The following is a 13,946-nucleotide window of genomic DNA, read 5'->3' on the forward strand; positions in this document are numbered from 1 at the left end:
GATTGAGGGCATACATTGTATGCCCTATATGTATGAGAAAGGAGTTTTAGCATGTTAAAGGGGAAAAAAAAGAAGGTGCTAATTATAGCAACGATCATTGCAGTGATGTTTGCTATAGGGATAGGAAAGGTTAAAGCGAGTAAAAAAGGACAAACTCCTATTATGAGCGTTGAAACTGTAGAGATTAAGAAACAAAATATAGAATCTCATATTCAGGTAACGGGTCAAATTTTGTCTATGGATAAAAGAGAGATTGTTTCTGATGTAGAAGAAAAAATTGAAAAAATGCTTGTAGAAAAAGGTCAAAAAGTAGAAAAAGGTCAAGTCCTTATGGAACTAGAAAAAACAGATATCCTTTACAAAATCAAGGAAGCTCAAGCAAGCTTATCAATAGCTGAAAATGATTTGGAGCAATTAAAAGCAGAATTAGAAATCGAATTGAGTAATGCAGAAATTAAGTATAAAGATGCAAAGGATAATTATGAAAAAAATAAACAGCTTTATGAAGCCAATGCATTAAGTAAGAGTGAATTAGATGATTCGAAAAACAATTTAGATGAAATGTATAATCAATATGCTTTGGTTAAGAAAAAAATAGGAGATAGAGAAAATACTGGAGAAATTGCAAAAAAGAAAAAGCAGATAAAGCTTGCTAAATTGCAGCTAGAAAAAGCAAATGAGGATCTAAAAAAATATACTATTAAAAGTCCTATTACAGGAACTATTGTAGATATGAAAATTTCAGAAAGCGGTATTATTGAAAATCATGTTCCACTTATGTATATTCAGGATGTAGATCATTTAGAAATTGTTACAGATGTTAATGAATATGATGCAAGTAAAATAAAAATAGGAGATAGTGTGAAGATTACAGGAGATGCTTTTGAAGGAAAAGAATATAAAGGGAAGGTAGAATATGTTGGTCCCTTTGCAAAAACTGTTCAAACAGGAAGAGGAAAAGAAAATGTTGTTGAGATTAAGGTGGCTATAGAGGATATAGATTCATACTTAAAACCAGGTTTTTCAGCTAAGATGGATATATTGACAGAAAGTAAAAAAGATACTTATGTACTACCTTATGAAGCTATATATACAAAGAAAAATGGAGATAAAGTTATTTTTATTGTAAGAAATGGAAAAGTCAAAGAACAAAAGATTGAAACAGGTATAGAAAGCGACTTGGAGATTGAGGTAATAGGAAAAGAATTAAAGGAAAAGGACCGAGTGATAATGAATCCTACTGAAAATATTAAAGATGGTATCGAGGTCAAAGAGAATAAGGTGATGTAATATGATAAAAATAGAAGGGTTAAAAAAAGTTTATAAAAATGGGAATATTGCTGTAGAAGCTTTAAAAGGAATAAATCTTACGGTAAAACCTAAAGAATTTGTATCCATAATGGGTCCATCAGGTTCAGGAAAGTCTACCATGATGAATATTCTAGGATGCTTAGATAAACCAAGTGATGGGAAATATGAGTTAGATGGAGAGATAATAGAAGGAATGAATGATGATCAGCTAGCAGTGATTAGAAATAAAAAAATAGGATTTGTATTCCAATCCTTCAATCTTCTTCCCCGTATTTCGGCTCTGAGGAATGTGGAGCTACCGATGATCTATGCAGGAGTATCTCCAGAAGAAAGAAGAAAAAGAGCTATAAATGCGTTAGAGAGAGTGGGATTAGGAGAACGAATGAATCATAAATCAAATGAGCTTTCAGGAGGTCAAAGGCAAAGAGTGGCTATTGCAAGGGCTTTAGTTAACAATCCTTCGATACTTTTAGCAGATGAACCTACAGGGAATTTGGATACAAAAGCAGGAGATGAAATCATGGAAATCTTCCAGCAGTTGAATAATGATGGAGTTACTATTGTTATGGTAACTCACGAACCAGAAATTGCAGAGCATACAAAACGAATAATAACCTTTAGAGATGGTGAAATCATAGAAGATAAAATGGTAGAAAATCAGATTATATTAAGTGCTAAGGCAGTAGGAGAATAGAGGTGTATTCATGAATGTTTTAGAAAGCATAAAGGTAGCAATTAGTGCTATTTGGGTAAATAAGATGCGTTCTCTTTTAACAATGCTTGGAATTATTATAGGGATATCTTCTGTTATAGCAGTAGTTGCTCTAGGACAGGGGAGTCGAGCTGCAATTGATAAGGAGTTTGAACAATTTGGTGCAAGCAGGGGATTTATTCGGACTAATTGGAGAGAAACTGTTACACAAAAGGATTATTTAACGCATAGCGATATAGATGCATTAAAAAAGACTTTCGCAGAAAAGTTGGATGCTATAATACAAAATATAGAAGAAGCTGGAAAAATAAAATCAAAAAATGATATGATTAGTATTTCATTAATTGGTGCTAATGAAAATTATAATAAAATTGAAAAAATAAATATGCTAAAAGGTAGGTATATATCAGAGAGCGATGTAAAAGCAAAAAGATCTGTTGCAATAATAGATAAGGACACAGCTATGGATGTTTTTGGAAGGACTAATATTTTAGGAGAAAATATAATGGTTGATACCGGTTATACAAAAGCGTCCTTTGTAATTGTTGGTTTGTATGAAAAGCCAAAGAGTACCCTTCAAAGCTTAGGAGGAGGGGAAAGAAAGCCTGATATTTTCGTTCCTGTTACTACCCTTGAAAAAATAATGGGGATGGGAGATTATTTATGGGGAATACAAGTAAGCTTTAAAAGAAATGTAGATGTACAAGCAACTATTGACAAAATGCTTAAGCTAATAGAGAGAAGACATGGAAATATTGGAGAAAATAAGTATATAAGCTATACGGCAGAAGGTGAGATGCAATCCTTTACTAAGATTACAGGAGTTGTAACAGCAGTTATTAGTGCTATTGCTGCAATATCTCTACTTGTTGGTGGGATTGGTGTAATGAATATTATGCTTGTTTCTGTTACGGAAAGAACGAGAGAAATCGGTATTAGAAAAGCTATTGGGGCAAAAAGAAAAGATATATTATTGCAGTTTCTTGTTGAATCTGTTATTGTATCGGGAATTGGCGGTATTATTGGTACAGTAATAGGCATAGGTATTTCATTTGTTATTGCAAGATTTATTAAAATTCCTCCTAGCGTATCTATTAGTACGATTGCTATTGCATGGCTTTTTTCAGCAGGTGTTGGAATTTTCTTTGGAATATATCCTGCAAATAAAGCATCAAAATTGGATCCTATTGAAGCATTAAGATATGAATAAAAAAGAGTTGCTCATTTTTGAGCAGCTTTTTTGTATATTTTACAGAATGCTACAAATACTATTATAAGCATTATCAACATAAAAAATTCAAATAAAAGGAGGAATACAATGGCAAGTAGAGAACAATTGCAGGCAGTAGCATCTAATTGCAGTCAGTTTCAAAATGCAAATGAAAGCTCCTTTACTGCATCTATTGGAACAAATCGTACCTGTGAAAATTGTAAACATTTTACAAAAACAGGCAAGTGCGATATAAATCTAGTAGATGAAATATTGACAAGAATTACAAATGAAGGCTAAAATAATACTATATTTTTAGTGAAAATATTGACAGGTCTGCGAATTATAGTATAATGTAGATAGGTGATGGAGCTCACCTTAAACATTGCAGATTGCAATTGATGGCTCCTACTTAGATTTATTCATCTAAGTAGGGGTTTTTTTATTTTTCTTTATAAGAGAGGATGACGTATATGGGATTTAGTTTAGCAATTATTATTTTATTAGGTATTGCATTGAAAAAAATATTTGATGCTGTAAAGCTTCCTGGGTTCTTAGGGATGCTCATTTTAGGAGTAATTATTGGACCTTATGGACTTAATATGATTAGCTCTGATATTTTAGATATTTCAGGGGATTTACGAAAAATTGCATTAATTATTATTTTGATAAGAGCAGGTCTTGGAATTCAAAGAGATACGTTAAAGAAAGTAGGTACTGTAGCTGTAAAAATGAGCTGTATTCCAGGAATTCTTGAAGGCTTTACTATTATGCTTTTAGGAAGCTTTTTATTTGGAATATCGAAGATAGAAGCTGGTATGTTAGGCTTTATTATAGCTGCTGTATCTCCAGCAGTAGTTGTTCCACTCATGCTTTCTTTTATGGATAGAAGATTAGGAGAAAATAAAGGGATTCCTACTCTAATACTTGCAGGAGCTTCAATTGATGATGTTTTTGCAATTACTATATTTTCAACATTTTTAGGGTTATATACAGGAAATAATGTAAACATTTCTATGCAGATAGTAGGAATTCCTGTATCTATTATTTTGGGAATGCTTATAGGCGTTGTAGGAGCTATATTGATGGTGATGCTTTTTAAAAAATGCAGTATAAGAGATACAAAAAAGGCACTTATATTATTAGCAGTGGCGATTATTATTACTACTATTGAAGAATATTTAAAGGGGATAATTCCTATTGCTAGTTTATTAGGGGTGATGGTGGTAGGATTTTATATTCGTGAAAAATCTAATAAAATCGCAGATGCATTATCTCAAAAGTTTAATAAAATATGGGTATTTGCGGAGCTTTTGTTGTTTGTTTTAGTGGGTGCGCAAGTAAATATCCATGTTGCTTTTCATTCAGGCTTTTTAGGAATGATAGTAATATTAATAGGATTATTGGCAAGGTGTGTAGGTGTATTAATATCTACTTTGGGTACGGATTTAGACTGGAAAGAAAGAATTTTTTGCATGATTGCTTATGTACCAAAAGCAACAGTACAGGCAGCGATTGGAGCAGTACCATTGGAAGCTGGTGTTCCATCTGGAGAACTGATATTAGCGATTGCAGTACTTGCTATAATTATTACGGCACCATTAGGAGCAATAGGAATAAAGGTTTCTGGAGAAAAGTGGTTATCTCATAGCTAAAAAAAGTTCAACAACCAATTTATAGGTTGTTGAACTTTTTTATGGTGCTAAATCTTTTGGATCTACTTTAGATATGAAAGGCTGTATTGCAGATTTTTCTGCTAAAAATAAGTTGATCAAATCTGTTTCATCTATTTCAGAAATCATACCATCAGGCATAATATTTTCTTGACTTAATCTTTCTAAAAAGCTTTCATCATTAAATGAATAATCTAAATCTTTATTTTTTCTGCTTTTTTCATGCTTCTTATTTTTACTCAAAATATTCAACTCCTTTTTATCATTCTTTATTGATTAGTATTTCACAAATAATATGAAGTATTCTGAACAATGGATAACTATTTTGCATATAAAGAATTAAGGAAAAGAATGAATAAAAAAGGAGGGAAGCTGTGTGGGAATGGAGGAAGTAGGAAAAGCTTTAACGCTGTTCAATATGGAATTTCTTTCTTCTGTTACAGCTATGGTATTAGCAGTAAATTTAATTACTCAGGTGATTAAAGAAGTATTTTTAAATGAAAATGTAAATCAAAGAATTCCTAAAATGATTACGCTATTCGCATCAACTATAGTTGTACTTGTGCATCATTATAGAGTTTGGAGCTTGACACCAGGTGTTTTTCACAATTCTATCATAGAGCTTATATTTTTAATTTTTGTAAATAGTGTATTTATTGCTGCTCTTTCTATGGGAAATTATAAAATCTTAAATTTGACAAAGGATAAAGAAGTAAAAAAAATGAAAGAGCAGATGGCTGTTAATGAAGCCAAGCTTCAAAGCTTTGATGATAAAAAAAATGATGAGGAAAGAGAAGATTTTGGAGAACTATTTTAAAAAGGACAGAGTAAATTTTGCTATTTAGCATGGGTTTGGATATAATATAGAGGATGAACAAAAGATAAGGAAGGTGCAATATTGTGAGTGATTTATTATCTTCTAAAAATGGTGAATATTTTCTAACTCTTGCTATAGAGAGCAGTTGTGATGAAACGTCTGCTGCAGTTTTGAAAAACGGAAGACAAGTTTTATCCAATATTATTTCTTCTCAAATAGATGTACACAAAAAGTTTGGAGGAGTTGTTCCTGAGGTTGCATCTAGAAAGCATGTTGAAAATATAGATATCGTGATTGAAAAAGCTCTAGAGGAAGCAGGTGTTACTTTAAAAGATATTGATCATATTGGTGTGACGTATGGTCCAGGTCTTGTAGGAGCTCTTTTAGTTGGAGTATCCACAGCAAAAGCTATGGCATATGCTTTAAATATTCCATTAGTTGGTGTTAACCATATTGAAGGACATATTTGTGCAAATTATATAGAACATAAAGAGCTAGAGCCTCCCTTTTTATGTTTGATTGTATCGGGCGGACATACGCATCTTGTGCATGTAAAGAATTATGGAAATTATGATATTTTAGGAAGAACACGAGATGATGCAGTAGGAGAAGCCTTTGACAAAGTTGCTAGAGCAATGGGATTAGGATACCCAGGAGGACCTATTATTGATAGGTTGGCAAAGAATGGAGATGCAGAAGCGATCGAATTTCCTAGAGTATACTTAGAACCAGAAAGCTTTGATTTTAGCTTTAGTGGATTGAAATCAGCAGTACTAAATTATTTGAATTCCCAAAGGCAAAAAGGACTTGAAATTAAAGAGGAGGATGTGGCAGCTTCTTTTCAAGCAGCTGTTGTAGAGGTGTTGGTGCATAAAGCGATAAAGGCTGCAAAGCTTAAAAATTTAAATACAATTGTTTTAGCAGGAGGAGTAGCTGCTAATAGTGGACTTAGAGAATCTCTTTATAAAGAAGCAAAAAAGGAAGGGATTTATTTAAAACATCCATCTATAAAATTATGTACTGATAATGCAGCTATGATTGGTTGTGCAGCGTATTATAACTATATGAATGGTTTTATTTCAGATTTGTATTTAAACGCTATTCCAAATTTAAAGCTAGGAGAAAGAAAATTATGATTTGATAAAATTATTCAGAAGATTTTGTGGATAACAATGTGGATAGTGTGGAAAACATATCAAAGGTTGTTAAAAAGAAAGGATTTTCAAGCAAATATGTGGATAACTTTATAAAAACTGTTGAAAAGTTGTGGATATAAATGGGTATAACAATATATTATATATATATGCTGTGAATAAAGCATATATGTATAAAAATATTAAAAAAAACAAGTAGTTTGGATGCTCCAAACTACTTGTTTTCTTCTACATAATTAACTATATCCCCAATGTTTTTGAAACCTTCTGCATCTTCATCAGGAATTTCAATGTCGAATTCATCTTCAATAGCCATGATGATTTCAACAGCATCTAATGAATCTGCTTCTAAATCTCCCATTAGTGAAGTTTCCATTGAGATTTCTACATCTTCATCTAATCCTAATTGATCAATAATAATCTCTTTTATTTTGTCAAATACCATAATATGTATACCTCCCTAATTGAAATATTTCTTATAACCACTAAAGTGGTTTTTTAACGTGATTATTTTACCACATATAAATAGAAAATACTATAAGAAATACTGTTTTCAATATTTTTTTTTAGTTTATCATAAAAAAAACAGTTTATACATTTATTTACTCTAAATATTCTTCCCATTTTTCATAAAGATTATCTAGTTCTATTTTTAAATGGTTCATTTTTTGATGAAGCTCCTTGCTTTTTTTAGGATCTGAGTAAATTTCTTCTTTGCACATTTCTTGTTCAAGCTGGCGAATATTTTCTTCAATAGAGAGAATTGTTTCTTCTAAGCTTTCACGTTCTTTTTTAGCTCTGCGTTTTTCTTTTTGTTTTTCCTTTTCCTTTCTTCTTTCATCTTTTAATTGTGTTTTTGTTTTTTTTATTTCTACCTCAGGCGTTTTGGAATCCTCTAATTGTTTCTTTTTTTCTTGATAATATTTATAGTTTCCTAGATATTCAGTGATTCCTTCTGATGAAAGGTCTAAAATTTTTGTAGTTACTTTATTTAAAAAGTAGCGATCATGAGAAATTACTAGTATAGTACCATCGTAATTGGTTAGTGCTTCTTCTAAAGCTTCTTTTGAAGCAATATCCAAGTGGTTAGTTGGCTCATCTATTAGTAAAAAATTTGCCTTTGATAGCATAAGCTTAAGAAGGGCTACACGACTTTTTTCACCACCACTTAAGGTAGAGATTTTTTTTAATACATCTTCACCACTGAACAAAAAAGAGCCGAGAAGTGTTCGAACTTCAGTTTGTGTTAGATGGATTTTTTCTTCCCATATTTCATCAATTATTGTATTTGAAGTATTTAAATCGGATTGTTCTTGATCATAATATCCTATATGAACATTATGCCCTAAACGAATTATTCCAGTATCATAAGGAAGCATTTTTAGTAAAATCTTTAATAAAGTAGATTTACCAATACCATTAGGACCAATAAGACCGACTCTTTCTCCTCTATAAATAGTAAATGAAACATTTTGGAAGAGTTTATTGCTTCCAAAGCTTTTTGATAAATCCTCGACGGTTAAAACATCTTCTCCACTTTTTATTTGTGTTTCAAATCTGATTTTAGTTCTTTTATGAAGGTGTACAGGCTTTTCAAGTAGGGATATATGCTCTAATCGCTTTTCTCTACTTTTTGCTCTTTTAGCAAGCTTTTCAGTGCCATGCTGTTTAAACTTTCTGATGAGTGATTCTTGTCTTTGAATTTCCTTTTGCTGTTGGAGATATTCTTTCATTTGTTGTTCATATATGACTTTTTTCTTTTCAACATAGTCAGAATAGTTTCCGTTATACTGAGTAAGTTTTTTGTTTTCGATTTCATAAATTTTATCTACAACTTCATCTAAAAAGTATCTATCATGAGAAATAAGTAGAATAGTGCCATGATAAGATTTCAAGAAAGCTTCAAGCCATTCTACAGCATCTATATCAAGATGATTTGTTGGTTCGTCTAGTAGTAAAATATCAGGTTTTCTAAGGAGAAGCTTTGCTAAATTTACTCTTGTTTTTTGTCCACCACTAAGGTGTATAATAGGTTGGTCAAATTCATCTTCTGAAAAGCCTAAGCCTTTTAGGACTCCTCGGATCTCACTTCTATATCCATAGCCATTTTTATTTTGAAATTCTTCAGATTTGTATGCATAAAGCTCCATTAACTTGTTAAGACTTTCAGATGAATGGGTACTATGCTCTGCTATTTCTTTTTCTAATGATCTTAATGTTTCTTCCATTTTAATCAAATCATCAAACACCTGTAAAACTTCACCAAAGACTGTATTAGAAGGTGATAAAACAGCACTTTGTTCTAAATAGCCGATAGTAGTATTTTTAGATATATAAAGCTCTCCATTATCATAAGGATATTCTCCTGTTATTATTTTAAACAAGGTAGATTTTCCAGCACCATTTGCACCTACTAAACCTATTTTTTCACCAGCATTTATGCTAAAAGATATATTTTCTAATATAGCATTTATTCCAAAAAATTTATGAATGTCATTACACGATAAAATGATCATATAGATCCTCCTTGCTAGGTGTATTCGTATTATATTGTACCAAAAAATATAAAAATATAAAATGAAAAGGATGTTTTCTAGTATGGATCAAAGGAATAGATTGTATATAAATGTGCTACTGTGTAGATTGACATATATATATCACAGTGATATAATTTGTTAAAAAAAAACAATTAATAAAGATAGAGGACGATCAAAATGCAAAAATCAAATACGAAAATATCAATGGCTGTAATTAGAAGATTACCCAAGTATCGAAGATATTTAGAAGAGTTATTAGATAAGGGCATTAATAGGATTTCTTCAAGAGAACTAAGTAAGATTATTGGTTTTACTGCATCTCAAATAAGACAAGATTTAAACAATTTTGGAGGCTTTGGGCAGCAGGGGTATGGTTATAATGTGGCAGCACTTTATGAAGAAATCGGTAAAATATTAGGATTAGATAATGTATATAATACAATTATTATAGGTGCAGGAAATTTAGGTCAAGCAATAGCAAATTATACTAATTTTGAAAAGGCTGGATTTATTCCTAAAGCGATGTTTGATATTAATCCTAGATTAATTGGGTTAAAAATAAGAGATATTGAAATTATGGATGCAGATAATATCGAAGAGTATATCAAAGAAAACAATATAGATATTGGGATTATTTGTACTGATAAAGAGCATGCACAAGATGTAGCAGATAAGCTAATCAAAAGTAATATCAAAGGCATATGGAATTTCGCACCTACAGACTTAAATGTTCCTGAACATATTATGCTAGAGAATGTACATTTAAGTGAAAGCTTATATACATTATCCTTCTTACTAAAACACAATCGTGAGCAGGAAGATGTGTAAAATGAAAAAGGATTTTGTCAAAAAATGTACGGAAAAATGTACAGACAAACAAAAACTGTTCGTGTATTCGTACAAATTGACATCAAATTAACAATTAAAATCAAAGAAACAAGTAAAAACAAAGAAGTGGCTGTATGGAATTTTGTACAGTCGCTTCTTTGTTTTTAGTACATATGTGTTAAATTTAAGGGAATTTATGTAAATTATTACAAAATATTGAATAAATAAAAAGAACGATTCTTATAATGAATATTTTGGTAAAAGAATAAAATTGATATAGAACATAGAAAAATACAAGCTCTCAGTACTATATGAAATGAATAAGTAAATAGATTGCAAAAAAAACAAACAATAAAAAATATATGAATTATATTGTAAATTTGGCATGGTTTGTGCTAATATATAGAAGAGTGCTGTGAAAAAAATATCAATTTTTTTTAAATATAAAGAGGAGGGAATTAATGTGCAATTCAAATTGACCAAAGAACAAGAAATGGTTAGAAAGATGGTTAGAAGTTTTGCTGAAACTGAAGTACAACCTTTAGCAGCAGAAGTAGATGAAACAGAAAGATTTCCATGGGAAACTGTTGAAAAGATGGCTAGATACAAAATGCTAGGTACTTTTGTTCCAAAGGAATATGGTGGAGCAGGTGCTGACGAAGTTGCATATGCAATTACTGTAGAAGAGCTTTCAAGAGCTTGTGCTACAACAGGTGTTATTTGTTCTGCACACAGTTCACTATGTGCATGGCCAATTATGAAATATGGTACTGAAGAACAAAAGAAAAAATATTTAGTACCTCTAGCAAAGGGAGAAAAGCTTGGTGCATTTGGTTTAACTGAGCCAAACGCAGGAACAGATGCTGCTGGACAACAAACAACTGCAGTACTTGATGGAGATGAGTGGGTACTTAATGGTTCTAAAATCTTCATTACAAATGGTGGAGCTGCTGAAATCTATGTTGTTATGGCAATGACTGATCAAACAAAAGGAACTAGAGGAATCAGTTCTTTCATAGTTGAAAAAGGAACTCCTGGATTTAGTATTGGTAAAAAAGAAGATAAAATGGGTATTAGAGGTTCTGCTACTACTGAGCTTATTTTTGAAAACTGTAGAATTCCTAAAGAAAACCTATTAGGAGAGATTGGAAAAGGTTTTAAAATTGCTATGTCTACTCTTGATGGAGGTAGAATTGGTATTGCTGCTCAAGCACTTGGTATTGCTCAAGGAGCATTAGATGAAACTGTTAAATATACTAAAGAAAGACAACAATTTGGTAGACCTTTAGCTAAGTTCCAAGCATTACAATTTGAAATGGCAGATATGGAAACTAGAGTACAGGCTGCTAGATTATTAGTATATAATGCAGCATGGAAAAAATCTCAAGGACTACCTTATTCTAAAGACGCTGCTATGGCTAAATTATTTGCAGCAGAAACTGCTATGTATGTAACAACTAAAGCAGTTCAATTACATGGTGGATACGGATATACAAGAGAATATCCAGTAGAAAGAATGATGAGAGACGCTAAGATCACTGAAATATACGAAGGTACTTCAGAAGTACAAAGAATGGTAATTTCAGCTCACTTATTAAAATAATAAAAAAATCGTTTAAGAATAAATACTTGTATTAGTACTTTATAAAAGGAGGAAGAAAGATGAAGGTAATAGTTTGTGTAAAGCAAGTTCCTGATACAAACGAAGTTAGAATAGATCCTGTAAAAGGAACGCTTATTCGTGATGGTGTTCCAAGTATCTTAAATCCAGATGATGCAAATGCATTAGAAGAAGCATTAGCATTAAAAGACAAATATAAAGATGTTCATGTAACAGTAATTACAATGGGACCACCTCAAGCTGATGAGATGCTAAAGGAATGTTTAGCTATGGGAGCAGATGAGGCAATTTTACTAAGTGACAGAGCTTTTGCTGGTGCTGACACTTGGGCAACTTCTAATACAATTGCAGCTGCAATTAGAAAAATAGGAGATTACGATATTATATTTGCTGGAAGACAAGCAATCGATGGAGATACTGCACAAGTAGGACCACAGATTGCAGAAAGACTTGGACTTCCTCAAGTTACTTATGTACAAGATTTCCAAATCGAAGGAGATGAAATCAAAGTACAAAGACAGTTAGAAGATGGTTATGAAATAATTAAAGTTAAAAAACCAGTGCTTTTAACTGCAATTAAAGAATTAAATAAACCAAGATATATGTCTATCGAAGGAATTTATGATGCATATAAGCAAGAGACTACAGTATGGTCATTAGCTGATTTAGATGTTGAAAAGCATGAAGTAGGATTAGATGCTTCTCCAACAAAGGTATTCCGTTCATTTACACCAGAACCAAAAGGAAAAGGTGTAATGCTTGATGGAACTGTTAAAGAAATGGTAGAAAAACTAGTTGTGAGCTTAAAACAAAAACATATAATCTAATGAATTGGAGGGAGAAAAATGGCTGTTGTTATATATAAAGATAAATGTAAAGGATGTAAGCTATGTTTAAAAGCATGTCCTTTTGATGCTATCGATATGGTTGATGGTATAGCTGTAATTAATGATAAATGTACTGCTTGTGGAGCTTGTGTAGAGGCATGTCCTTTCAAAGCTATTGAAAAACAAGTTGCAGATGCTCCTAAGAAAGATTTATCTGCATATAAAAATGTATGGGTATTTGCAGAGCAAAGACAAGGTAAAATTATGCCTGTTGTAATAGAGCTTTTAGGAGAAGGTAGAAAATTAGCAGATGAAATCGGAACAGAACTTTGTGCAATTGTAGTTGGAAATAATATCGAAGGTTTATCAAAGGAATTAATTGCATATGGTGCTGACAAGGTATATGTAGCACAGCATGAATTATTAGAAAACTTTACAACTGATGCATATACAAAAGTAATCACTGATGCTATTAATGAATATAAGCCAGAAATCGTTTTATATGGAGCTACTCACATCGGTAGAGACTTAGCACCGAGATTAGCTGCTAGAGTAGATACTGGACTTACTGCTGACTGTACAAAGCTTGAAATAGATCCAGAAGATAAAAAAATCAAACAAACTCGTCCAGCTTTTGGTGGAAACATCATGGCTACAATCGTATGTCCAAACCACAGACCACAAATGTCTACAGTAAGACCTGGTGTTATGGACAAAGCGCATAGAGATGATTCAAGAACAGGTGAAGTAATCGAGGTTAACGTTCAATTAACAAAAGAAGATATAAGAACAGAAGTTTTAGAAGTAGTAAAAACTAAAAAAGATATGGTATCTTTAACAGATGCTGATGTAATTGTATCTGGTGGACGTGGACTTGGAAAACCAGAAGGTTTTGAGCTTATTAAACAATTAGCTGACAAACTAGGTGGAGTAGTAGGTGCATCTCGTGCTACAGTTGATGCTGGATGGATCGATCATTCACACCAAGTAGGTCAAACAGGTACAACAGTTAAGCCAAAGCTTTACATTGCTTGTGGTATTTCAGGAGCGATCCAGCATTTAGCAGGTATGCAAAGCTCTGATATCATTGTTGCAATCAATAAGAATCCTAATGCTCCAATTTTTGAGGTTGCTGACTTTGGAATCGTAGGAGACCTATATGATGTTGTTCCTGCTTTAATTGATGCTTTAGATAGAGCTGAAGATTTAGTGGAAGCATTAAAAGAGGTTGCAGCATCTAAATAGTATTTTTTATA

Annotated in this window: 14 protein-coding genes and 1 riboswitch; of the genes, 11 read left to right on the plus strand and 3 right to left on the minus strand. The window is 32.0% G+C overall.

Annotated features, from left to right (window positions below):
- Positions 1 to 51 precede the first annotated feature (51 nt).
- The 5 genes from KVH43_RS07335 to KVH43_RS07355 all read left to right on the plus strand — a co-directional run bounded on the left by KVH43_RS07335 (position 52) and on the right by KVH43_RS07355 (position 4,888).
- On the plus strand, positions 52 to 1,290 hold the full coding sequence (locus tag KVH43_RS07335; protein WP_218281909.1) for an efflux RND transporter periplasmic adaptor subunit: 1,239 nt from the start codon (positions 52 to 54) through the stop codon (positions 1,288 to 1,290).
- A gap of 1 nt (position 1,291) precedes the next feature.
- Positions 1,292 to 2,005 carry an ABC transporter ATP-binding protein gene (locus KVH43_RS07340; protein ID WP_218281910.1) on the plus strand — a complete coding sequence of 238 codons (714 nt, stop codon included), beginning with the start codon at positions 1,292 to 1,294 and terminating at the stop codon, positions 2,003 to 2,005.
- A gap of 10 nt (positions 2,006 to 2,015) precedes the next feature.
- Positions 2,016 to 3,233, plus strand: a complete 1,218-nt coding sequence (locus tag KVH43_RS07345; RefSeq protein WP_218281911.1) for an ABC transporter permease — start codon at positions 2,016 to 2,018, stop codon at positions 3,231 to 3,233.
- A 108-nt stretch (positions 3,234 to 3,341) separates the two neighbouring features.
- Positions 3,342 to 3,533, plus strand: a complete 192-nt coding sequence (locus KVH43_RS07350) for a hypothetical protein (RefSeq protein ID WP_218281912.1) — start codon at positions 3,342 to 3,344, stop codon at positions 3,531 to 3,533.
- 53 nt (positions 3,534 to 3,586) lie between these two features.
- A riboswitch (Fluoride riboswitch) is annotated at positions 3,587 to 3,651 on the plus strand.
- A gap of 55 nt (positions 3,652 to 3,706) precedes the next feature.
- Entirely contained in the window at positions 3,707 to 4,888 is a 1,182-nt protein-coding gene (locus KVH43_RS07355; protein ID WP_218281913.1) for a cation:proton antiporter, read from the plus strand.
- A gap of 39 nt (positions 4,889 to 4,927) precedes the next feature.
- Here KVH43_RS07355 and KVH43_RS07360 read toward each other — a convergent pair whose 3' ends face one another.
- Positions 4,928 to 5,149 (minus strand): hypothetical protein, encoded by a 222-nt coding sequence (locus KVH43_RS07360; RefSeq protein ID WP_218281914.1) that lies wholly within the window; start codon positions 5,147 to 5,149, stop codon positions 4,928 to 4,930.
- Positions 5,150 to 5,282: 133 nt separating this feature from the next.
- Here KVH43_RS07360 and KVH43_RS07365 point away from each other — a divergent pair, with 133 nt between their 5' ends.
- Both KVH43_RS07365 and tsaD read left to right on the plus strand, forming a co-directional pair.
- A complete protein-coding gene (locus tag KVH43_RS07365; RefSeq protein ID WP_218281915.1) occupies positions 5,283 to 5,723 on the plus strand; it encodes a hypothetical protein in 441 nt (146 codons plus the stop codon).
- An 83-nt stretch (positions 5,724 to 5,806) separates the two neighbouring features.
- The gene (gene tsaD, locus KVH43_RS07370; RefSeq protein WP_218281916.1) at positions 5,807 to 6,859 is read left to right on the plus strand and encodes a tRNA (adenosine(37)-N6)-threonylcarbamoyltransferase complex transferase subunit TsaD; all 1,053 of its coding nucleotides are present in this window, start codon (positions 5,807 to 5,809) and stop codon (positions 6,857 to 6,859) included.
- Between the two features lie 232 nt (positions 6,860 to 7,091).
- On the opposite strand, the gene acpP is transcribed toward tsaD, so the two are convergent.
- Complete coding sequence (gene acpP / locus KVH43_RS07375; RefSeq protein WP_420829651.1) at positions 7,092 to 7,325, minus strand: acyl carrier protein; 234 nt, start codon at positions 7,323 to 7,325, stop codon at positions 7,092 to 7,094.
- Between the two features lie 154 nt (positions 7,326 to 7,479).
- Positions 7,480 to 9,393, minus strand: coding sequence for a ribosomal protection-like ABC-F family protein (abc-f, locus tag KVH43_RS07380; protein ID WP_218281918.1), 1,914 nt, complete (start codon positions 9,391 to 9,393; stop codon positions 7,480 to 7,482).
- Between the two features lie 198 nt (positions 9,394 to 9,591).
- Between abc-f and KVH43_RS07385 the strand changes: the two genes are divergently transcribed.
- From KVH43_RS07385 to KVH43_RS07400, 4 genes are all read left to right on the plus strand, one after another.
- The gene (locus KVH43_RS07385; protein ID WP_218281919.1) at positions 9,592 to 10,242 is read left to right on the plus strand and encodes a redox-sensing transcriptional repressor Rex; all 651 of its coding nucleotides are present in this window, start codon (positions 9,592 to 9,594) and stop codon (positions 10,240 to 10,242) included.
- A 463-nt stretch (positions 10,243 to 10,705) separates the two neighbouring features.
- Positions 10,706 to 11,845: an acyl-CoA dehydrogenase gene (locus tag KVH43_RS07390; protein WP_218281920.1), complete on the plus strand. Its 1,140-nt coding sequence runs from the start codon at positions 10,706 to 10,708 to the stop codon at positions 11,843 to 11,845.
- A gap of 59 nt (positions 11,846 to 11,904) precedes the next feature.
- A complete protein-coding gene (gene etfB / locus KVH43_RS07395; protein ID WP_218281921.1) occupies positions 11,905 to 12,690 on the plus strand; it encodes an electron transfer flavoprotein subunit beta in 786 nt (261 codons plus the stop codon).
- Positions 12,691 to 12,708: 18 nt separating this feature from the next.
- Positions 12,709 to 13,935, plus strand: coding sequence for an electron transfer flavoprotein subunit alpha (locus KVH43_RS07400; RefSeq protein WP_218281922.1), 1,227 nt, complete (start codon positions 12,709 to 12,711; stop codon positions 13,933 to 13,935).
- The last annotated feature ends 11 nt before the right edge of the window (positions 13,936 to 13,946 follow it).

Origin of the sequence: Crassaminicella indica, assembly GCF_019203185.1 — a bacterium.
GTDB lineage: Bacteria > Bacillota > Clostridia > Peptostreptococcales > Thermotaleaceae > Crassaminicella > Crassaminicella indica.

What these genes read in the sequence shown, in the direction of transcription:
- KVH43_RS07335 (WP_218281909.1), top strand. Translation starts at nt 52, where the DNA reads ATGTTAAAGGGGAAAAAAAAGAAGGTGCTAATTATAGCAACGATCATT.
- KVH43_RS07340 (WP_218281910.1), top strand. Translation starts at nt 1,292, where the DNA reads ATGATAAAAATAGAAGGGTTAAAAAAAGTTTATAAAAATGGGAATATT.
- KVH43_RS07345 (WP_218281911.1), top strand. Translation starts at nt 2,016, where the DNA reads ATGAATGTTTTAGAAAGCATAAAGGTAGCAATTAGTGCTATTTGGGTA.
- KVH43_RS07350 (WP_218281912.1), top strand. Translation starts at nt 3,342, where the DNA reads ATGGCAAGTAGAGAACAATTGCAGGCAGTAGCATCTAATTGCAGTCAG.
- KVH43_RS07355 (WP_218281913.1), top strand. Translation starts at nt 3,707, where the DNA reads ATGGGATTTAGTTTAGCAATTATTATTTTATTAGGTATTGCATTGAAA.
- abc-f (WP_218281918.1), bottom strand. Translation starts at nt 9,393, where the DNA reads ATGATCATTTTATCGTGTAATGACATTCATAAATTTTTTGGAATAAAT.
- KVH43_RS07385 (WP_218281919.1), top strand. Translation starts at nt 9,592, where the DNA reads ATGCAAAAATCAAATACGAAAATATCAATGGCTGTAATTAGAAGATTA.
- etfB (WP_218281921.1), top strand. Translation starts at nt 11,905, where the DNA reads ATGAAGGTAATAGTTTGTGTAAAGCAAGTTCCTGATACAAACGAAGTT.
- KVH43_RS07400 (WP_218281922.1), top strand. Translation starts at nt 12,709, where the DNA reads ATGGCTGTTGTTATATATAAAGATAAATGTAAAGGATGTAAGCTATGT.